Below are 19,332 nucleotides of genomic sequence, written 5' to 3'. Positions count from 1 at the left end.
GTGAACGTCTCCACCCACACCGGCTCAGCCCGCAACACCCCACCCATACAGGCAAAATGCCCAGAACAGAGCCTTCTGCAACACCCTTTAGCTCCTGTGAATTCAGGCACAAGCAGCTACCGGCAAGTACTGCCAGGTCGGCAGCGGCCCACGCGCTCCCCGCAGGTAGGGGCGGTGCGGGGGCCGCTGCCGCGTTTTCCGCGGCTTTAGGGCAGACACGTAGAGGTTTCATCAGTGTTTGACCGGTCGGTCACCCACTGGTAACACCAATCAGTAACCCTGATTCTCCAGCACCACACCCCCCGCACCTTCCTGCCCGTACATCCCGAGGGGACCGCAATCATGCAGGCCGCGCCGGTACGTCCCGTGCACGCAACCACTCTTCCGTCCGTCACCGACGCGCTGCGCACCGTGGAGTCACTGCTCCTCGGGCGCGGGCACCGCACGGCGCGGCGCAATGCCTGGACATCGGTCCTGGAAGACCGCCGTCGGGCCAAGGACCGGGTCGAAACCCAGCATGTACTGGAGGCCGTGGCTGGTCGCGCTTCCCAAGCCACGTAAACTTCCGGTTATGGCGAGGAAGGCAAAATCCGACAGCACTGACGCTGCTGCGAACCCGGGGCGACTGAAGCAGATCGCTCTGACCTACAAGATGACCAGGAAGGCCGATTCCAAGATCGGTCTCGTCCTCGCGGCTGTGGGAATCGTCACCTTCGGTGTCTTCCTCGCGATCGGATTCTGGCTCGACTACCCGATCTATCTCGGGATCCTCGGTTTCCTGATCGCTTTCATCGCGATGGCGATCGTCTTCGGGCGCCGGGCCGAGCGGGCGGCCTTCGGGCAGATGGAGGGCCAGCCGGGCGCGGCTGCCGCAGTGCTCCAGAACATCGGCCGGGGCTGGACGACCACACCGGCGGTGGCGATGAACCGCAGCCAGGACGTGGTGCATCGGGCGGTCGGCAAGGCGGGCATCGTGCTGGTGGCCGAGGGCAACCCGAACCGGCTGAAGTCCCTGCTGGCGGCCGAGAAGAAGAAGATGGCACGCATCGTGGTGGACGTGCCGGTGCACGACATCCTGGTGGGTACGGACGAGGGCCAGGTGCCTTTGAAGAAGGTCCGTACGACCATGCTGAAGCTGCCCCGCGTACTGACCGGCCCGCAGGTGACGGCGACCAATGACCGACTGCGCGCCATGGGCGACCTCATGAGCAACATGCCGCTGCCGAAGGGTCCGATGCCCAAGGGCATGCGGATGCCGCGCGGCGGCCCGAAGATGCGCTAGGCCACACCACCACACGTCACGAAGGGGCGGCCCGGACAGTGAGTCCGAACCGCCCCTTCCGCATGTTCTTCCGCGTACTCGAACTGCCGTGACGTTCGACCAAGTCCGCATGCTCGTCGAGGGCAGACTGCGCGCCAGGGCGACCCCATGGGCCATATGTCGCTGCCGAAGGGTCCGATGCCCAAGGGCATGCGGGCGGCGCGTGCCCCCCGCCCCGGACTCCCAGGGCCTCTCGTTCAGAAGCGCGCTAGATCCGCACCTGAACGGCGCGGGAGAGGCGGTCGTGGAGCCCCCGGCCGTCGCGGTCCCAGATCAGGGCCGGGATCGCCAGGCCGAGCAGCACGCTACGCAGGAGGACACGGGGGACGCTGAGTCGCCCACCGTGTACGGAGATGACGCGGAGCCCGAAGATGCGCTTGCCGGGAGTCGAGCCGACGGTGCCGACGGTGAGCAGGCTCAGCAGGAGGAAGATTCCGAGCGCCCAGTTGCCGGCGGCCTGCTGACTGCCTGCGGCGAAGAAGCCGGAGGCGATGAGCAGGCAGAGCCCCCAGTCGATGAAGAGTGCGCCGAAGCGCCTCCCGAGCGGGGCCATGGAGCCGGGGCCCGACTCCGGCAGGCCGAGCCGCTGACCACGGTGCCCGAGGTCGGCCCCCATCTGTTCGACGGCCGCGCGGGGCCCGGAGAGCCACGATCCGATTACTTGCCTGTTGTCCACCCGTCCACGGTACTGTGCCGCGCTCTGCGATCTCACGGCTGGTGTCCCCGTAAATGGTCGCGGAACGTCCACCGGCGAGAAGCGGGGGCTCATGGCGCCCGGCCCGGCGATCGGGTCCGTACGGTCCTGTGGTGCACCACACATCGGGTCGCCGTGCCCCTGGTGCGTCGAGTGGACCGGGGCACTCCGACCGCCGTCCGGTTAACTTGTGCGAAACAAACGGGTCACGCTGGAGAAATCCCGTCTACCTATGGTCGGGTCTTGCGTGTGCCACCGCACTGGCCTCACGACCGAGTTGCAACCCCCGCCCTCCCGGGCCGGGAGTAGGAGGAGTTGGATGTTCCAGAACGCCGACGACGCGAAGAAGTACATCGCCGACGAGGACGTCAAGTTCATCGATGTCCGGTTCTGTGACCTGCCAGGAGTGATGCAGCACTTCACGATCCCGGCGGCGGTGTTCGACCCGACCGAGGAACTGGCCTTCGACGGCTCCTCGATCCGCGGCTTCCAGGCGATCCACGAGTCCGACATGGCGCTGCGCGCCGATCTGTCGACTGCGCGGCTGGACCCCTTCCGTCGCGACAAGACGGTCAACATCAACTTCTTTATCCACGACCCGATCACGGGCGAGCAGTACAGCCGTGACCCCCGCAACATCGCCAAGAAGGCGGAGGCGTACCTGGCCTCCACCGGAATCGCCGACACCGCGTACTTCGGCCCCGAGGCCGAGTTCTACGTCTTCGACTCGGTGCGCTTCAACACCTCCGCCAACGAGGGCTTCTACCACATCGACTCCGAGGCCGGCGCCTGGAACACGGGTGCCGTCGAGGACAACCGCGGCTACAAGGTCCGCTACAAGGGCGGCTACTTCCCCGCCCCGCCGGTGGACCACTTCGCCGACCTGCGCGCCGAGATCTCGCTGGAGCTGGACCGCCAGGGCCTTCAGGTCGAGCGTCAGCACCACGAGGTGGGCACGGCCGGTCAGGCCGAGATCAACTACAAGTTCAACACGCTGCTGGCCGCGGCGGACGACCTGATGCTCTTCAAGTACATCGTGAAGAACGTCGCCTGGCGCAACGGCAAGACCGCGACCTTCATGCCGAAGCCGATCTTCGGTGACAACGGTTCGGGCATGCACGTCCACCAGTCGCTCTGGCAGGGCGGTGTCCCGCTGTTCTACGACGAGCAGGGTTACGCGGGCCTGTCGGACACCGCGCGCTATTACATCGGCGGCATCCTCAAGCACGCCCCGTCGCTGCTGGCGTTCACCAACCCCACGGTGAACTCCTACCACCGTCTGGTGCCCGGCTTCGAGGCCCCGGTCAACCTGGTGTACTCGCAGCGCAACCGCTCGGCCGCCATGCGCATCCCGATCACGGGGTCGAACCCGAAGGCCAAGCGCGTCGAGTTCCGCGCCCCGGACCCGTCGTCCAACCCGTACCTGGCGTTCTCGGCGCTGCTGCTCGCCGGTCTCGACGGCGTCAAGAACAAGATCGAGCCCGCGGAGCCGATCGACAAGGACCTCTACGAGCTCGCCCCCGAGGAGCACGCGGGCGTCCCCCAGGTCCCGACGTCGCTGCCGGCCGTCCTTGAGGCGCTGGAAGCGGACAACGAGTACCTCCAGGCCGGCGGTGTGTTCACGTCCGACCTGATCGAGACGTGGATCGACTACAAGCGCACCAACGAGATCGCCCCGATCCAGCTGCGCCCGCACCCGCACGAGTTTGAGCTCTACTTCGACATCTAGGAGGCGAGAGCTGGCGACGGGGCGATTATCCCGTAGATGCTGTGACCTGTGAAGGCTCTTCTCACTCGTTCCCGCTGATACCGCTTACTGCCTGCCCCTTGGTACACCGAATGTGTACCGCATGACTTGGTCCCAGAGTGCCGCGAGGGCTGCTACTCCATAATCGGGGTGGTGGCCCTCGCTGGCTCTTCTAGGCGATCCGTCCCCTGCACCGGCATCACCTGACAGCACTTGCTGCGGGGCCTACGCCTCGGATCCGGACAGACCTGCTAGTGAAGGATTGGCCATCGGCAGGAGAGGCCGGGGTGTTCAAGGCCCCGCACAACAGGCAGCAAGCACCACCTGATCAGCGACGGCGGACGCCCTCTGCGTGATCACCACTGGGGCAACGTCACGCAGAGCTAGCCCATGATCGACAAGGGCTACGCCAGCAACCTTCATTGAGGCTAGCTACGCAAACGCCCGCATCATCAAGCCGGTCATCCCCCGCCGGAACGAGCCTGGGATCATCGGCCGTCCGTCGGGAGCGACGCCTGCGCCAACAACATCCTGATCGTGTTGCGAGTTCCGAGCATGCCTTGCCTTGCTGGATTGACAGGTAAGGAGCGTTCAAATTTCGCCCTCATTGATCAAAATTGATCACTTACAATCAAGAATAGAGGGCTCAAGCGCAGTAGCCTTACGATTCGGAGTATGACTATCTTTCCTGCAGAGCCGGATAAGCCGAAGGGAACTCCCACTTGGAGAATCATCAAGGTAACCCCCGAAATTGCCACATCCTTCCTTTCCCAGACTTCGGTCAATAGGCGTCTGGATACGGGGTACGTAAAATTCTTGGCAGCTTCTATTCGCAATGGCGAATGGAAGCTAACTCATCAGGGAATCGCCTTCGACGAGGCCGGCGTACTTGTCGACGGCCAGCATCGCCTCCGTGCAATTATCGAGGCCAACATCTCCGTAGAGATGTTCGCTTTTCACGGACTACCGAATGACGTTTTCCCAGTTCTGGACACCCAAAAACGCCGGAGCGCAGCGGACACTCTATTGTCGACCGGCGCGAAGTACCTACCCCTACTTTCCTCCACCGTCCGCCATGTGATTCTTTTTAATTCGGCACCGAATACTTCCTGGGGCGGCGCACGGGCTCATGTATCGAACGAACAGATCCTGGCAGCATACAACGAAGATAGAGATAGATACGGAGAGGCAGTGACCGTCGGTCGCGAGCTTTCCAAGCACCTCTTCGCCAGTCCGACGGCGGCGGCAGTGGGGTTTTTCGTGACCACCGAGGTAGCGCCCGCTGCGAATCTCGACGACTGGGTCACGGGTCTCAAGTCGGGTGCGAGTCTCGATCCTGGTGATGCGAGGCTCGCTCTGCGAGAAGTGCCGAAGGACGCACAGAAGCGGGGTTCCAAGCGCAGAATGGGCATGCGGGACCAGGTGGCAATCTACATCAAGGCATGGAACGCCTGGGTTGAGCCGGAGAAGGCCGGAGATTTGCGCCTTCATCGCTTAAGGAAGAGGGAGAAGATGCCGACTCCAGTCAAGTTGAAGTTCGACCGTTAGAAAAACGCTGAGTGTTTCAGGGAAGGCTGCTGCGAATAATCACCTTGCCAGCCTCCCCTAACACAACTACCTCCCGCCCTAGAGACTTGGCGAGCCGGCCGACAAAATCGTACGAAATCGAATGCGAGGTTCCACCTGAACTCTGCGCCACAATGACTACAATCTCACCTTCCCAGGAGGAACGGACGGCATCCCAGCCGATCTTTGCGAATGAGGATGCAATAAACTTCTCTTCGCTGATCCGGCGAATTTCCCGGGACGGCTGCCTTGGTGTCCCGCCCGCCCCTGTCGCGTACCTCTCGATCTCCGTCATGCGGTGATCGAGCTGTCGTACAATGAGGAGAATCTCCTCCATCATGTCGGCTTCAGATCTCTGCATCCTATTTGAGAGATTATCCCTCGCCGGGAGCAATCGAATGGCCTCCAGCTTGCTCTCAAACTCTGGCCAACTCCTCCGAAAGGCGCGTTCCAGTCGTTCGCGTGGGATTGCTAGGTCGCCCGAGGCGTCATTAATGTCGAAAAGAAGCTTCTGCACATCATCCCTACTATCTCCGATGACAGCCTGAAACTTGCTGAAAGGACTGGCAAGTTCGGCAGTTTTCATGTCGATCAAGAACGGGACTACGTAGCCGTTACCCTGGAGCTGATTGAAGATTGCCCCAGCCTCAAAATTAACCCACCTGGAATCTTGGCTTTCCAGAGTCATGCAGATTATTCCGAAACCCGTTTTGGAGAGCTCGTCGGCCATCTCTCCAAGTCCCCGCCTTCCTGCGGAAATATCTACACTGGATAGCCATGGATCGATATATTGCAGAACATCTGGGAGCCAGAAGCGCAGCGCTTCAGCGCCTTTCTTAGAACGCTCTCCGGACCAGCTCAGAAATACCTTGATAGCGGTCTCCTTCCACTCCCAGTCAGCGTACTGTTTGATCGGATCCGGCCCGACCAGCCTCACTTACTGCCTTCAGCAAGAGTGCCTGTTCCGCTTTGAGTGATCCGTAGGACTCACGAACGTAGGACAAGAATCTGCCTCCCGGATGACGAATCAGAGTGGATTTGATTGGGCCGGCTCCGTCCCAGTCCGCCAAAAGGGCGTCATAAGTCGCCGCGTGCGCGCAAAATTCCAGGACCACCGGCGGCATTTCTTCCCCGATGATCAGATCGCCCCGAGCGGTGATGATCTCTCGCATCTCCTGTGCCCTCGGGGCGAACACCGCTTCTACCCACGTGCGCCATCGTGCCTCCTCCGCTTCTGAAAAAGGAATCTCCGCAGGGCCTGAATCAACGGGTAGAACGTAGCGCCTGCAGTACTCGCTCCACGCCTTCTCGTTCGTCTCCGTTAGAACGAGAAGTGGGCCATATAGGTCTTTCAGTTGACTGCCTACCCGGTCGATCCGAGCTTCCCTCAGAGATCTTCGAATCTCTCCTTGGTGGTTCAGCCAGTAGGCCGTGACGGCAATCAGGATGCTGGCACACGCCGTTACCATCGCTGTGATCATTAAAATCTCCATGGCGCCGCTTCGTGTGATATTGAAGCACGGTGAGGAAGATCTCGCTACCTTGTGAATAGTGATGCTCTCGCCCTTCAAAGTGTCAGCTGTGAAGGATTAATCGAAAATACTTTCCACCTTTGCTGCGATAGTTTCTCTTGTCGCTTCCTACCTGCCGCCACGCTTCCCAACGAGCGCTGTGTTACAAGCCCAGAGTCGACCCGTCCACCGATACTTCTTCACAGGAATCGGCTCGCCCTCAGCCCTCAGGCATGCGGTGTACAGCACGCCATCGAGATGGTCGGGCTCGTGGCAGTGAACGGGGCCAGCCCGCGCTCATGCACGGTGGTCATGGTCCCGCTATCAAGGGTCGTCGTCTATCGTGATCTCCAAGGTGCAGGGGACAAGGCCGTCGAAGAAGCTGAGGTAGCCCTCGCAGTGCTCGTCTGTCTCGTAGGCGTGGTCGGTGATACCTGGGGTGAGCAGGGTGATCGCTGGTGTGTCGCCTGGCGGCTGGACGACGGCGGCGCGGCTGATGCCGATTTGTGGGGCCGCGATGCCCATGCCTTTGGTGAAACGGGCGAACTTGGCTGGTGCGGTTCAGGGCGGCGAACAGTACGTCCACAATGCGCTCGGCCTCGTCGCATTCGGAAGGCGGGGTGAAGTACCAGGCAGGTGTGGTCCGGATCCGGATGACGGCACTCTCCTGGACGACGCCGAGGTCTCGCATCTGCCAGGTGAGGCGAACGTCCTTCAGCTGCCCCCCTGTTCCGTTTCGGGGTCGGGTGGTGCTCGGAACCGCCACTCCAGACGGTACCGAGCGTGCAGTACGGGTCGGTCGTGATCTACGTGAAGGCACGCTGTGCGCCGTCGTCGCGGCGGACGGGTGGGGTGCGGAGCGGGGAGGTTTTGGCGGTCTTAGAAGTCTCGGTGCCCCAGACCAAGAGGTCGAGGGCGGCGAGGAAGGCAAGCTGGACTTCGAGCTGTTCCGTCAGCAGGCGGACGGCCCCTGGAACCAGCTACCCCATTTGTCGTCGCCAACGGTGTAGACGCACTCGATCCAGACGGACTCCCCGGGGTAGAGCGGGAAGCGGCCGCGGTTCGTTGTCGAACAGCAGCCAGATCTCCTTGAAAGCGTCAAGGTCGTGCTTGGCCTGCCAGTGCATCAACGCGCCCCGACAGGTGGCGGTGAGGTCGAGTTCATCCCAGGTCAGCGGGTGGGCCCGTAGTGGGCGTTGGACCGTTCCAAGTCGCCGGAATAGCGGTCGCCCGAGATGCGGATCTGGTAGCGGGAGACCGGTTCGGTGCCGGTGTTCCGGAGGCGCCGCCGCATCGTGGGTTAGGACAAGCGTCCGTCGCAGAGGGCGGAGCCTGCGGCGTAGGGTTGCTCGGGACATCGCGGGGCCGTCGGGCTATCGACCCCCGAGCGAATGACGGAGGCAACGCATCATGCCCCGACCGACTGTCCATTAGGACTCCGGCTGAGTATTCACCGACCCTTTTCGCCGCGGCGTTCGCGACATCGGGGCTGAGGTGGCCGTGGTCGCGCTGCGCCGGCCGGGGACGCGCGGCGCAGCTTCCACCGGCCGAAGCTGCCCGGAACAAAGTATCGCGCCCAGTTCTCGGCCGACACCGACGAACTGGTGGCGGGCGAGCGTGGTTGGAGGGCGAACCAAGCCGGATCGCCAGAATTGCGTCGCACGGTGTCAACAAGAGGAGGCGAAGTCTCCCGGCCCGCCCACCGAATCCGCCAGCGGTCGCACGTTTCCGCAGACTCCAGGGAGCTGTCGTGTGGCCCGTTCTATACCGGTGTAGACGTGCGGCGCCCGTCTACACCGGGTCAAAAGGGTTTCGCAGCTCTACTTCGATATCTAGGCCGCGGACCCACCGCGAGTTTTCCACAAAGGCCGTCGCCCCGACCCGAGGTGTCGGCCTTCGCTGTGAGCGCCCCCTCCCGAGTTCGTCCGCGCCCGGCAGATTAGCTCCTTCCGCCCGATGACGACGAGGGCGGAAGGAGCCGTCGCTGACGCGCTCCACGAGGGCCGTCAGCGAGTTGGTGGGTGCCTGGGGTGGCAGTGGTTCAGCGAGTTGTGGGGAGCCTGCGGTCGAGGGTGGGCAGCAGGCGTACCGCGTTGTCCCGGTTGATGTGGCGACGCTGGCGGGTAGTGAGCGTGGGGTCGTCGTCCAGGGCGGGGAGGGCGACGTCGGTGATGGTCGCGGCCGGGCTGGCGGGCCAGTCGCTGCCGTACAGGAGGCGGCTGGGGTCGGTGACCGTGAGCAGAGTGGCGACCGAGGACGGCCCCAGCGGGGCGGCCGTGTCGTAGTAGAAGCGGTGGAGGTAGTCGCGCACCCGGGACGGGTCGACGGGTGGGGTGAGGAAGCCGGCGAAGGCTTCCGCGCGGGTGGCGATGTAGGGCAGGAAGCCTCCGCCGTGCGGCAGGATGAAGGACAGGTTGGGGAACCGGTCCAGCGTTCCGTTGAGGATCAGATTGATCGCCGCGCGGGTCGTGTCCAGCGGGAAGTCACAGAGGAAGCTCGGTACGCCGGGGACGGCCGGGCGGGTGGGGTCCGAGCCGGGCAGTTCCAGGGGATGGGTGTTGATCACCGCGGAGCGCTCGTTGAGTTCTGCGAGCAGGGTGGAGTGCGACGGGTCGCCGAGGTAGACGCCGTTGGTGCTCGCCCTGGTCTGGACGCCGATTGCGCCGAGGTCGTCGAGGCCCCGGGTGAAGGAGCGCCGTGAGCTCTCCAGGTCATCGGTGAAGATGGGCGCGAAGAACGCGAAGCGGTCGGGGTGGCTGTCCGTCAGTTCCGTGACCGCTTCGAAGGCGACGGTCACGCTCTCCTGCAACTGGGCCGCGCCGGTGAATCTGCGGACGGGCATGGCGAGGCTGAGGACACTGGTCGCGATGCCGGCGGCATCCATCAGCGCGAGCGTGTCGGCCAGGTTCCACCGTGTCCACCAGGGCAGTTGCGCCGATTCCACCAGGCCCTTGCCCTCGGCCCAGGCCACCCAACTGGGTGCGGTGTAGTGGTGGTGGACGTCGATGCGCGCGCCGCGGGCGTCACCGGCGGGTCGAGCGTGCGGCACGGGGCTGTCGCTCCCGACCGAGGCGTGTGCCCTACTGGCGTCGGTGACGGTGGTCGCCGCGGCGGCGCCCCCTGCCAGCAGCAGCATGTCGCGGCGGCCGATCCCCCGGTTTGCGTGTGGCATGTGAGTACGCCCCTGGTGCGCTGGTGGATGTGGATACTCACTGTGGGGCGGGGGGCGCCGCGGGTCTGGTCGACACACACACGGCGGGGTTTCGGTCCCCCGGATGCACGACCGTCCCAGGACCGTGGGGATGCAATTCGCGGCCGGGCATCCGGGGGCGGTGGTGTCGAGGGCACGGCGGGCGATCACCGCGCGATGGTGAACCGTTCATGGGACCCGGCCGTTCGGCCCGGAGTACCGGGACGGTGCCCGTTCGCCCGATCGGACGCGGCCCCGGGGGTTCATTCTCGAAGGCGCCGATCCCAGCGAGGAGTACGGCGGTCGGGGCCTGGCCTGGACACCGGCGGGCCGGACCCTGAGCGGTGGACGGCCCTTGTGGGCGCGGGTGCCTCGGAGTGAATCAGTGCTCTAGCGGGACGCCCTATGGTGTTCCGCATGTCTGCCCCTGAGCTGATTCGCATCGTCTCCCGCTCCTCCCCCATGGCCCTGACCCAAGTCGCCCGAGTACAGGCTGAGTTGAAGGCACTGCACCCCGGAGTTCGAACCGAGGTCGTACCCGTCACCACCTCGGGGGACCGCTGGATGGGGGATCTCGCCCGGTTGGGCGGCAAGGGCGCGTTCACCAAGGAGGTGGATGCCGCACTGATCGCCGGGGAGGCCGATCTCGCCGTGCACTGTGTGAAGGACGTACCCGCCGACCGCCCGCTCCCGGCCGGGACCACCTTCGCCGCCTTCCTCAGGCGTGACGACATCAGGGACGCACTCGTCCATCCCGGTGGGCTGCGTCTCGACGAGCTCCCGGGAGGTACACGGATCGGAACCTCGTCGGTACGGCGGGTTGCGCAACTGGCGGCTTCACATCCGCAGTTGGAGTGTGTACCGATGCGAGGGAATGCCAACCGTCGGCTGGAGAAGCTCGCCGCCGGGGAGGCTGACGCCCTGCTGCTCGCCGTGTCCGGGCTGGAGCGCATCGAGCGTATGGACGTGATCAGTGAGGTGCTGTCGGTGGAGGCCATGTGTCCACCGATCGGCGCGGGCATCCTGGCCCTGCAGTGCAGGGAGGACGACACCACGACCATTGACGCCGTGAGCGGGCTCGGCGATCCGGCCGCCCATCGCGAGGCCACCGCGGAGCGGATGTTCCTCCATGTGCTCCAGGGGCACTGCAACTCCCCCATCGCTGGCTTCGCGCGCTCGGAGCGCAGTGGGGACCTGTCCCTGCGCGCGAGGGTCTTCACCCCTGATGGCAAGCGGGTGTTGAACGCCCATGAGTGGGCCGGCCCGCTCGATCCGGCAACGCTCGGAACGTCGGTGGCGGTGGCTCTGCTGCGGCAGGGAGCACGTGAGCTGATCGACGGGATCTCCCACTGATTTTCATACTAGTACAATGATAGTTTGCAGCTAGTGCAGAGACCGGCTACCGTCCGGGTATGCCCGCCAAGACACCGTCACCGATCACCCTCACCGGTCGGCACATCCGTCTCGAACCCCTCACCCTGGCGCACCTCCCCGACCTCTTCGTCGCGGGTGGCGGCGACGCGGAGATCTGGCGCTGGCAGGGCGGCCCCACGCCCACCTGTCAGGAAGACCTCGGCGCCACGCTGCGCGAAGTGCTCGACGAGGCGGAGCGCGGTGTCACCGTTCCGTTCGCCGTGATCCTCCTGACGACCGGTCGGGCGATCGGCTGGTCCACCTACTTGGACATCGAGGTCGACGATGAACGGCTGGAGATCGGCTGGACCTGGTACGGGCGCGAGCACTGGCGCACCGCGGTCAACTCCGAAGCCAAGCTCCTGCTGCTGACGCACGCGTTCGAGGAGCTCGGCATGGGCCGTGTCCAGTTGAAGACCGACCACCGCAACGAGCGCTCCCAGGCGGCGATCGCCCGGCTCGGGGCACGGCGTGAAGGGGTGCTCCGTCGCCATCGGCGGCGCCATGACGGCACCTGGCGGGACACGGTGTACTTCTCGCTGCTGTCGGAGGAATGGCCAGCGGCGAAGGAGCGGCTGAACACGGCTCTCGCAGCGGTGGCGCAGCCATGACCGGACCCGGGAACATGTCCGTGCAGCGGCTCACGTACTACCCGGTCAAGGGCTGTGCGGGCACGGACACCGCATCGGCGTCCGTGACGACGACCGGCCTGGCGCACGACCGCACCTTCATGGTCGTCGATGCGGCGGACGGCGCCTTCAGGAGCCAGCGCACCCTGCCCGCCATGGCCGCGATCCGGCCGACGATCGCCGATGACGGCAGCGCACTCCACCTCTCGGCACCGGACGTGGACGAACTGGTGCTCCAGGTCGCGCCGGAGGGGCGGCGCAGAGCGGTGAGCATGTTCGGCCGGCCCATCGGTGAGGGCGTGGACCAGGGGGACGAGGCCGCCGAGTGGTTCTCCAAGGCGCTGGGGGCCGCGTCCCGACTCGTCCGGGTACCGGACGACTTCGACCGGGACGGCTGGGGCGAGACCCCCGGGAAGGTCGGGTTCGCGGACGCCCATGCCGTCCTGGTGGTGTCCCAGGCATCGCTGGACCACCTCAATGCGCTCATCACCGCGCGGGGCTCGGCACCCGTGCCCATGGATCGCTTCCGGCCGAACATCGTCCTCGACGGGTGCCGTGACGCACACGCCGAGGACACACTGCGCCGCCTCGACATCGGAACCGTGGGACTGGCCTACGCGGTACGGGCGACCCGGTGCGCCGTCCCGTTGGTGGACCAGCGCACCGGAGCGCGGTCGGGCCCCGAGCCCATCCGCACCCTCGCCACCTACCGGCGGGAACCGCAGTACGACAACAAGGTCAGCTTCGGGATGAAGGCCGCGGTCGTACGACAGGGTTCACTGTCCGTCGGTGACCTCGTCTCGGCGGTCGCCGTTTGCGAAGCGGACGGGTGACACGGGCAGCGGCTCGGTCCGGCTTGCTGTCCGCGCTGGTTCAGCAGCGGGGGATCGGTTTGCTGTAGGTGGTGTTGCTGGGGTTGGCCACGTAGTAATCGGACACGTACCGGCCGTTCTCCAGAAGGTTCCAGATCTTGGTGGTGCCGACCGTCGAACCGGATCGCTGGCAGTACACCCAGGCCAGCGCGCCGTGTGGAAGGGTCGCCCGGACGGCGTAGGAAGCGCCAGGACCCGTGCGTTCCGAGAGGCCGCCGGCCGCGGTGACCTGGTACGGGTAGAGGCAGCGGGGCAGCGGAGCGCTGTAGCCGGTCGCCGAAGGCGTGCTCACGTACCGGTCGCTGACGTAGGAGCCGTCGGCGAGTTTGTTCCACACGGCCGAGCCGCCGACGGACTGTCCCGGTGTCTGGCACACCACTTTCAGCGCGGCTCCCGGGGCGTGCGAGCGGCTGACCGCGTACGTCGACGAGGGGCCGGTACGGGCGTTCAGAGCGGTGGTGCTGGTGACCTTGTACGGGTACGCGAGGGTTGCCACCGGTGTGTCGAGACGGTTGCTGTCGATCCAGATGGTGGTGCCGCCGTGGGTCTCGTTGTGGCTGCCGCGGAACTGCTTCGCCCGCTGGTGCACGGCCCATCTGGAGTCGGGGATGTTGGTCCATCCCTTGAGTGAGTCGACCTCGTCGTACCGTGCGATCCAGAGCGCGTCGGGGCGGGCGTAGGCCGTGGAGGTGTAGACGTCGGAGAGCTGCTTCGCCCCCAGGTTGAGGTTCATATAGACCCCCGACACATAGCCGAGCCGGTGCAACTCCTTGGTCCACGCGGAGACATAGGTCAGCACCGCGGTCCGGCAGAGGGCATCGGTCTGGGAGTAGTGCTCGATGTCGTTGTAGAACGCGCTGCCCGGCTGCATGCCGAGGGCCTTCGCCTTGGCGATGGCGTCGGTGGCGGCTGCGATGCCCTGCGATCGGGCGGTGGCGGGGACGAGGCTGATCTTGGCGTCGATGGGCCTGGCCCCGCACGGTGGTTGCAGACCCTTGTAGATCGGCAGCAGACGCCACTTCAACGCACCGACGGACGCGACCCACGACGGGGTGAGTTCCGGTTGGGCGCAGGTGCGGTTGACCCCGCCGAAGTACACGCCGACCGCGCGGTAGGGCGAGGCGGTCCAGGCCCGCATGGCGGCGAGGGGCGGTGCGGTACAGGTGTCGAAGGCCAGCCCGGCGAAGCGGGTCGAGTTGGCCCCCGCTGCATAGGCGACCGGGGTGGCCGGTTCCGCGGCGGCGGACGGCGCGAAGGCCAGGACGGCCGTGGCGCCCAGCGCGCCGGCCGCGGAGAACACCGCGACCGTGTGCGAAGGCTGCCTCCGGACGCGCCGGCTCGGGCGCGGGTCGACGGGCGCAGGGTGGCGGCTCGCCGTGCCGCCCGGGCCGTGCGGCGAACGGGCGTTGTCCGGGTGCCGCGTGCTCGGTGCAGCCCGGTGGAGTAGCCGGTGCAGAGCTCTGCGAAGGGTGGGGTGCGGATGCCACATACGAGTCCCCCAAGGTGTGGCGCAAACCGATTGGCATCAGGATGCCCGGTTGTGCGGGTTCTGGACCCTATGCGGAGGGAGATTGCGCCGAAGCGCGTACAAGGACGCCCGCCGTCCGGTCGAGAACGGCGGGCGTCACGGCTGCTCAGCGCCCGTAGCGGATCAGCGCACGCACCATGCGGCAGGTGGTGTCCGACGGGGGGTGGATGCCGACCCGGTCTGCCATCGCCCGGATCCTGCGGTTGTCAGCGGTGGCCGGATGGTAGACACCGGAGTCGAGCAGGGCTATGGCGAGGCGCATCGCCTTCAATCGGCGGTTGTGCGTCACATACCAATCGCGCGGCTGCCCGGCTGGCAGCGGCTTCTTCAGGGGGGTTTGCTTCGCCGCGGGCTCGGTGCCCGAGTCGGTCTGCGACGGCTTCCTCATCAGCTTGACCACGGTCATCGGCAACCTCCAGACGTGCTGGCGGGACCATCCCGAACTACCTCCATTCTACTGCCAGGCACTGACAATCGTCCCTGCTCAGACGGCATCTGACGGTGATTTGAACGCGTAGTTGAGCGCCCTGCCGAGTGGCCTGCTGAGCGCCCCGCTTGGCACCTCCTGGGCACTCGGCCGTACGGCTTCGGCGGTACGGTGCCTCCCATGGAGATCTGGATCAATCCCGCCTGCTCGAAGTGCCGCAGCGCCCTCGGCCTCCTCGACGAGGAAGGCGCGCAGTACACAGTGCGCCGCTATCTGGAGGACGTACCGAGCGAGGACGAGATCCGCGTGGTCCTGGAACGGCTGGGACTCGCCCCCTGGGACATCACCCGCACCCAGGAACCCGAGGCCAAAGCCCTGGAGCTGGCCGGTTGGCCGCGCACGGACGAGTCGCGCGACCGCTGGATCGCCGCGCTCGCCGAACACCCGCGGCTCATCCAGCGCCCGATCATCACGGCGGACGACGGCACGGCCGTGGTGGCCCGCACCGACGAAGCCGTACGGGACGTCATCGGCCGCGGTTGAGCACCCGCGCTCAACCCAACTGGGACTCCGCTTCGGCCAGGATCTGCGTCAGACGCATCCCCCAGCGCACATCGCATTCGTGCGCCTGCCCCGTGCGCGAAGCCTCCAGCAGTCCGTCGATCGCGCTGCCGAAGGAGGCGATCGCATCGGACCACTGCGGCAGCTCAACCCGCCCCTGGTCCCCCAGGAGTTCGACGCCGACCGCCGCTGCCTTCGGCGGTGCGCTGAGGCCCACCGTGACCGTGCTCGACGCACCTGACGCATGCCGCAGCACCAGATGGACCGTGTCCAGGGGCCCCCGGGCGGCCGTCACATCGGTGACGTCCCCGAGCACCGGTATCAACACGGACAGGACATGCGGCCCGACATCCCAGAGGCCGCCCTTCTCCTGGCGCCAGCGAGCCGCGGCATAGCCACCGGCCTCGGAGGGCGCGCCATCGGCGGCGTACAGCGAACCGAGCCACCGGGCCTGGGCGGTGAACCAGCCGCCGACCGCCGCCTGCTGCTCGATCCACGGCCGGGTCTGTGCCGCGAACCGCAGGGTGCAGAAGACCACGGATGCCACCTTGGCGCGCTCGGCCGCTTCGGCGACCGTGCGGGCACCCGCCACCGTCGTCGCGACCGGTTTGTCGAGCAGCAGATGGCAGCCCGCTTCCGCGGCGCGCACCGCCCACGACGCCTGTACGTCCGGTGGCAGGGCGAAGGCGACCGCATCGCAGTCGGCGAACAGCTCCTCAGCTCCGGAATCGCCGCTGAAGGCCCGGGTGCCGTGCGCGGCGGCGAGGTCGGCAGCCGCCTCGGGGCGCCGCGCCCAGACGCCCGCGAACTCGATGCCCCGGTGGGAGGCGAGGGCGGGTGCCTGGGTGCGCTCGGCCCAGGGGCCGGCACCCAACAGTCCAAAGCGCGGCTTCCGCGCGGGCTCGTGATCAGTCATGACCCCAGTGTGCCCGCCGGTTCGAATTCCCGTAGAGCCCTGTGGATGAGGTGTTGTAGGTTCAACGAGCCGGCCGCGGGACTCCGGTGTGACTTCCGAGACTTGCCTGTTAGCAGTGATTTCGCTGATCACGCCCTCATTCCCCGGCCGGTTTCCGCTGCTCGGAACTCCGTCCGCATCGAACCTCCCGCCGGGCCACCGAGCCCGTCCGACCAGCGCGGAGACGGCTCGCGCGGATGGGCGTCGCCCGCAGCGGAACCGGACGTACCGCCACGGGAGCAGGGGAAGACGCATGGCAGGGACCGCGGGGACCGCCGATCTGATCGCCGCTGAGGACGTGCTCCTCTTCGTGAACGCCGCGGTCACCTCCACCGGGCAGCGGGAGTTCCACTCCGGGGCGGGTGAACAACGGTTGTCCCTGTCGTTCCTGCACGAGTACGTACGGATCAACTACCGCCCCCTCTACGCGGCGGTCCTGGCCCTCGACATCAACGACCAAAACGCGGCGCGCATCGTCGTCGATCTGCTGCGCACCGCGGATGAGGCCACCCCCGCACAGAAGCGGAACGAGGGGCGTCTGATCGCCGCGCGGTTGGCTGCGCTGCCACCGCAACGCGTCTACCGGGCCTTCCGGGCGCTCCGCACCGCCGGGGTCAACAATCGTCGTACCCGGGCGATCCAGCGGGACTGGCTGGCCGCCCGCCCGGATCTGGGCCATGACGCGGTGAAGTACCGCAGCGGTCTGAAGACGGTGGCTCGCCACACCCATCAGCCTCTCGGTGATGAGCTGGGTGACTTCCTGTTCCGCCCCGGCAAGAGCGCCCGCTACGCGGATGCGCGCCTCGACGCCTACCGTCGGGCGCGCTATGAGCAGGGGGCGATCTACGAACTGCCGTTCACGGTCGCCGAGGGGTTCGCGGCGAAGCACGGAGTGCCGCGCGACCTCTTCCTGGAGCGGATCGCACCGCGGATGACCCGGCTGGAGCGGTTGCGTTCACAGCGCTCGACCGGGATGCCCACGGACCTGGCCGCGATGCCGCTCACCCGGCTCGCCCTCTTCGTCCTGTCGCTGCCGCGGCAGGAGCGCGCGGCCCGTCGAACGGAGTTGACGGGTGCCCTGGGGGCTGCTGCGGCGCGGGTCGCGGGACCACATGCGGGCAGTTGGGGGCGGGTCTCGGCCGTGCTGGACGACAGTTACTCGTCATCGGGGTCGGGGGTGAAGCGGCGTCGGCCGCTCGCGGTCGCCCTGGGGGCGCACTACCTGTTGAAGGCGTTGGCCGGCTCCTACCGTGCGCACTGGCTCTCCGGTGGCAGCGATGCGCTGTTGGTGCGTCCCTGGGGTCCGAGTCCGCTCGGCACCCGGGTGTTGGACGCCCTGGAGGACTCCCCCGACCGGTTGGTGATCGTCTCCGACGGCTGGGACAACGCGCCACCGGGGTTGGCGGGTGAAGTCCTGCGGATCTGGCGCACCCGGCTCGATCGGGAGCGCCGCACCAGCGTCGTCCATCTGAATCCGGTGTACGACGCGGACGCCTTCGACGTGCGCCGGTTGGCACCGAGCGTGCCGACGGCCGGGGTACGGGACGCGGAGGACCTCGCGGCGCTGGTGGAGATCGCACAGTTCGCCGAGGGTCGTACGGGCCTGCCGGAACTCCTGACCTACCTCGACCGCCGAGTGGACGACTTCTTGACCGGACGGGGAGGGGACGAGCGGTGAACGGACTGGATCTGACCGGGTTGACGGTGATGCCGTCGCAGGTCTGGGGCGGTGTTCGGCTCGTGCCCCTGGTGCGTACGGAGCCGGTGCCAGGGCTGCGGCTGCACCACGAGGTCTACGACCGGGCCATCGGCGAGGTGCAGCTGGGTCCGCGGGCCCACTATCTGTCGTACGTACCGCACGGGTTCATCGCGGACTGGTCGGGAGACGGGAGCCAGCAGGCGGCCTACGGAAGCCGGTTGGCGTCGGCGGCGGACGGCGGGGCGGACTGCGTTCCCGTGCGCATGCACCACCGGCTGGCCAAGCGTCGACGGAGCAAGGGCGTCAGCGAGCAGCGGCTGCGGTTCCTCCCCCTGCACCTGGCGTTGGAGGGGTATTTGGCGCTGCACTTCGGCGGGCCGTCCGTGGTCTGGGACGAGTGGTCCCAGCAGGCGGTACGGCAGGGGCTCTCACCACGGGCCGAGGCGGCGTACGCGGGTTGGCAGGTGCCGGGGCTGGGCCAGGCGCTGCGGATCTTCGAGATCCATCCCGGTCAGTGCGGTGTGCTGGTGTACACGGCGGATTCCCTGGCTGCCGCCTTCGTCGTGCCGCACCCGGACGACTACCGCGCTCTGCACCCCTCGCTGATCGAGGACCTCTATGGCGAGCTGGTGTACCAGTACGCCTACTTCTCGGGTGATGTGCCGGACTTCGAGGTGCGGATCGGCGGGGAGCGTCATATCCGGACCCTGGCCGATCTCCGGCTGGCCGCGCGGGTGCAGGAGAGGAACTGGGTACAGGGCCATGACGCGCTGATGTCCGCGCGGCTGCTGGGCCCCTCGTACCGCTTCGACCGGGTGTACCGGATGGATCGCTTCGCCCTGTGGCGGTTCCTGCCGTCCTTCTCGCGGAGCGAGCCCGAGCAGCACATCGGGGAGGCGATCTGCGACCACCGGGGCCAGGTCGCCTATCTGAAGACCTTCCGACTGTCGGACGCGCAGATCAGACGCGGGCACCTGCTCGACCGGCTGCATGATCACGACTGGCACCTGGACCGGACGGCGGAGGCCATGGGGGTCAGCCGGACGCAGTTGGTGAGGCGCGTCGAGGATGCCGGTTTCGGTTCGCTGCTGAAGCACGGGGCGGAGCGCGCGAGCGCGCGGTAGCGGACGGGGGTCAACGCCGGGTTACCTACATAACACCTCAGGTAACCCGGCGGCCACATACGTAACACGGGGTTCATCTTCGGGCAATGGTCGGG

19 protein-coding genes are annotated in these 19,332 nt (G+C 66.6%); 10 read left to right on the top strand and 9 right to left on the bottom strand.

The annotated features are described in order from the left end of the window. Positions 1–342: 342 nt before the first annotated feature. Positions 343–561, top strand: a complete 219-nt coding sequence (locus ACFXJL_RS26865; protein ID WP_329017720.1) for a hypothetical protein — start codon at positions 343–345, stop codon at positions 559–561. 10 nt (positions 562–571) lie between these two features. Further along, on the top strand, positions 572–1,282 hold the full coding sequence (locus ACFXJL_RS26860; protein WP_329017723.1) for a DUF4191 domain-containing protein: 711 nt from the start codon (positions 572–574) through the stop codon (positions 1,280–1,282). Positions 1,283–1,529: 247 nt separating this feature from the next. Here ACFXJL_RS26860 and ACFXJL_RS26855 read toward each other — a convergent pair whose 3' ends face one another. Beyond that, positions 1,530–1,997: an RDD family protein gene (locus ACFXJL_RS26855; RefSeq protein ID WP_358879476.1), complete on the bottom strand. Its 468-nt coding sequence runs from the start codon at positions 1,995–1,997 to the stop codon at positions 1,530–1,532. A gap of 337 nt (positions 1,998–2,334) precedes the next feature. Between ACFXJL_RS26855 and glnA the strand changes: the two genes are divergently transcribed. After that, a complete protein-coding gene (gene glnA / locus ACFXJL_RS26850) occupies positions 2,335–3,744 on the top strand; it encodes a type I glutamate--ammonia ligase (protein WP_329017732.1) in 1,410 nt (469 codons plus the stop codon). Positions 3,745–4,437: 693 nt separating this feature from the next. Then, positions 4,438–5,310 carry a hypothetical protein gene (locus ACFXJL_RS26845; protein WP_384696507.1) on the top strand — a complete coding sequence of 291 codons (873 nt, stop codon included), beginning with the start codon at positions 4,438–4,440 and terminating at the stop codon, positions 5,308–5,310. Positions 5,311–5,326: 16 nt separating this feature from the next. Here ACFXJL_RS26845 and ACFXJL_RS26840 read toward each other — a convergent pair whose 3' ends face one another. The 5 genes from ACFXJL_RS26840 to ACFXJL_RS26820 form a co-directional block, all read right to left on the bottom strand. Then, a complete protein-coding gene (locus tag ACFXJL_RS26840; RefSeq protein ID WP_384696504.1) occupies positions 5,327–6,265 on the bottom strand; it encodes a toll/interleukin-1 receptor domain-containing protein in 939 nt (312 codons plus the stop codon). Next, positions 6,225–6,809: a hypothetical protein gene (locus tag ACFXJL_RS26835; protein ID WP_384696501.1), complete on the bottom strand. Its 585-nt coding sequence runs from the start codon at positions 6,807–6,809 to the stop codon at positions 6,225–6,227. Before ACFXJL_RS26835 ends, ACFXJL_RS26840 begins: the two co-directional genes overlap by 41 nt. A 354-nt stretch (positions 6,810–7,163) precedes the next feature. Further along, positions 7,164–7,364 (bottom strand): hypothetical protein, encoded by a 201-nt coding sequence (locus ACFXJL_RS26830; protein ID WP_384696498.1) that lies wholly within the window; start codon positions 7,362–7,364, stop codon positions 7,164–7,166. A 646-nt stretch (positions 7,365–8,010) separates the two neighbouring features. Next, the gene (locus ACFXJL_RS26825) at positions 8,011–8,133 is read right to left on the bottom strand and encodes a hypothetical protein (protein ID WP_384696495.1); all 123 of its coding nucleotides are present in this window, start codon (positions 8,131–8,133) and stop codon (positions 8,011–8,013) included. Between the two features lie 747 nt (positions 8,134–8,880). Continuing rightward, a complete protein-coding gene (locus ACFXJL_RS26820) occupies positions 8,881–10,011 on the bottom strand; it encodes an amidohydrolase family protein (RefSeq protein ID WP_358879475.1) in 1,131 nt (376 codons plus the stop codon). Between the two features lie 435 nt (positions 10,012–10,446). Here ACFXJL_RS26820 and hemC point away from each other — a divergent pair, with 435 nt between their 5' ends. Genes hemC through ACFXJL_RS26805 form a run of 3 tightly spaced genes read left to right on the top strand, consistent with a single transcriptional unit; the run spans position 10,447 to position 12,904 of the window. Further along, on the top strand, positions 10,447–11,382 hold the full coding sequence (hemC, locus tag ACFXJL_RS26815; RefSeq protein WP_384696492.1) for a hydroxymethylbilane synthase: 936 nt from the start codon (positions 10,447–10,449) through the stop codon (positions 11,380–11,382). Between the two features lie 59 nt (positions 11,383–11,441). Further along, the gene (locus ACFXJL_RS26810; protein WP_384696489.1) at positions 11,442–12,053 is read left to right on the top strand and encodes a GNAT family N-acetyltransferase; all 612 of its coding nucleotides are present in this window, start codon (positions 11,442–11,444) and stop codon (positions 12,051–12,053) included. After that, on the top strand, positions 12,050–12,904 hold the full coding sequence (locus tag ACFXJL_RS26805; RefSeq protein ID WP_384696486.1) for an MOSC domain-containing protein: 855 nt from the start codon (positions 12,050–12,052) through the stop codon (positions 12,902–12,904). The genes ACFXJL_RS26810 and ACFXJL_RS26805 overlap by 4 nt, the downstream gene beginning before the upstream one ends. 40 nt (positions 12,905–12,944) lie before the next feature. On the opposite strand, the gene ACFXJL_RS26800 is transcribed toward ACFXJL_RS26805, so the two are convergent. Together ACFXJL_RS26800 and ACFXJL_RS26795 are read right to left on the bottom strand one after the other, a co-directional pair. Further along, entirely contained in the window at positions 12,945–14,243 is a 1,299-nt protein-coding gene (locus ACFXJL_RS26800; RefSeq protein WP_384696484.1) for a glycoside hydrolase domain-containing protein, read from the bottom strand. 334 nt (positions 14,244–14,577) lie between these two features. Then, positions 14,578–14,859: a hypothetical protein gene (locus ACFXJL_RS26795; RefSeq protein WP_358879484.1), complete on the bottom strand. Its 282-nt coding sequence runs from the start codon at positions 14,857–14,859 to the stop codon at positions 14,578–14,580. A gap of 219 nt (positions 14,860–15,078) precedes the next feature. Between ACFXJL_RS26795 and ACFXJL_RS26790 the strand changes: the two genes are divergently transcribed. Further along, complete coding sequence (locus tag ACFXJL_RS26790; protein WP_384696481.1) at positions 15,079–15,441, top strand: arsenate reductase family protein; 363 nt, start codon at positions 15,079–15,081, stop codon at positions 15,439–15,441. A 10-nt stretch (positions 15,442–15,451) separates the two neighbouring features. Here the strand turns inward: ACFXJL_RS26790 and ACFXJL_RS26785 are convergent, their stop codons facing one another. Beyond that, complete coding sequence (locus ACFXJL_RS26785) at positions 15,452–16,375, bottom strand: Gfo/Idh/MocA family protein (protein ID WP_384696478.1); 924 nt, start codon at positions 16,373–16,375, stop codon at positions 15,452–15,454. Between the two features lie 292 nt (positions 16,376–16,667). On the opposite strand from ACFXJL_RS26785, the gene ACFXJL_RS26780 reads away from it, so the two are divergent. Both ACFXJL_RS26780 and ACFXJL_RS26775 read left to right on the top strand, forming a co-directional pair. Then, complete coding sequence (locus ACFXJL_RS26780) at positions 16,668–18,092, top strand: hypothetical protein (RefSeq protein WP_384696476.1); 1,425 nt, start codon at positions 16,668–16,670, stop codon at positions 18,090–18,092. Continuing rightward, complete coding sequence (locus tag ACFXJL_RS26775; protein ID WP_384696473.1) at positions 18,089–19,237, top strand: hypothetical protein; 1,149 nt, start codon at positions 18,089–18,091, stop codon at positions 19,235–19,237. The genes ACFXJL_RS26780 and ACFXJL_RS26775 overlap by 4 nt, the downstream gene beginning before the upstream one ends. Positions 19,238–19,332: the final 95 nt, after the last annotated feature.

It is taken from the genome of Streptomyces sp. NPDC059256 (assembly GCF_042753785.1).
Classification (GTDB): domain Bacteria; phylum Actinomycetota; class Actinomycetes; order Streptomycetales; family Streptomycetaceae; genus Streptomyces.
Note: the sequence above shows the minus strand (reverse complement) of the source record. Positions and strands in the feature narration are given on the sequence as shown.

Coding starts and splice junctions, on each gene's coding strand:
- ACFXJL_RS26865 (WP_329017720.1), top strand. CDS start 343: ATGCAGGCCGCGCCGGTACGTCCCGTGCACGCAACCACTCTTCCGTCC.
- ACFXJL_RS26860 (WP_329017723.1), top strand. CDS start 572: ATGGCGAGGAAGGCAAAATCCGACAGCACTGACGCTGCTGCGAACCCG.
- glnA (WP_329017732.1), top strand. CDS start 2,335: ATGTTCCAGAACGCCGACGACGCGAAGAAGTACATCGCCGACGAGGAC.
- ACFXJL_RS26845 (WP_384696507.1), top strand. CDS start 4,438: ATGACTATCTTTCCTGCAGAGCCGGATAAGCCGAAGGGAACTCCCACT.
- ACFXJL_RS26835 (WP_384696501.1), bottom strand. CDS start 6,809: ATGATCACAGCGATGGTAACGGCGTGTGCCAGCATCCTGATTGCCGTC.
- ACFXJL_RS26830 (WP_384696498.1), bottom strand. CDS start 7,364: ATGGGCATCGCGGCCCCACAAATCGGCATCAGCCGCGCCGCCGTCGTC.
- ACFXJL_RS26825 (WP_384696495.1), bottom strand. CDS start 8,133: ATGCGGCGGCGCCTCCGGAACACCGGCACCGAACCGGTCTCCCGCTAC.
- ACFXJL_RS26820 (WP_358879475.1), bottom strand. CDS start 10,011: ATGCCACACGCAAACCGGGGGATCGGCCGCCGCGACATGCTGCTGCTG.
- hemC (WP_384696492.1), top strand. CDS start 10,447: ATGTCTGCCCCTGAGCTGATTCGCATCGTCTCCCGCTCCTCCCCCATG.
- ACFXJL_RS26810 (WP_384696489.1), top strand. CDS start 11,442: ATGCCCGCCAAGACACCGTCACCGATCACCCTCACCGGTCGGCACATC.
- ACFXJL_RS26805 (WP_384696486.1), top strand. CDS start 12,050: ATGACCGGACCCGGGAACATGTCCGTGCAGCGGCTCACGTACTACCCG.
- ACFXJL_RS26795 (WP_358879484.1), bottom strand. CDS start 14,859: ATGAGGAAGCCGTCGCAGACCGACTCGGGCACCGAGCCCGCGGCGAAG.
- ACFXJL_RS26790 (WP_384696481.1), top strand. CDS start 15,079: ATGGAGATCTGGATCAATCCCGCCTGCTCGAAGTGCCGCAGCGCCCTC.
- ACFXJL_RS26785 (WP_384696478.1), bottom strand. CDS start 16,375: ATGACTGATCACGAGCCCGCGCGGAAGCCGCGCTTTGGACTGTTGGGT.
- ACFXJL_RS26780 (WP_384696476.1), top strand. CDS start 16,668: ATGGCAGGGACCGCGGGGACCGCCGATCTGATCGCCGCTGAGGACGTG.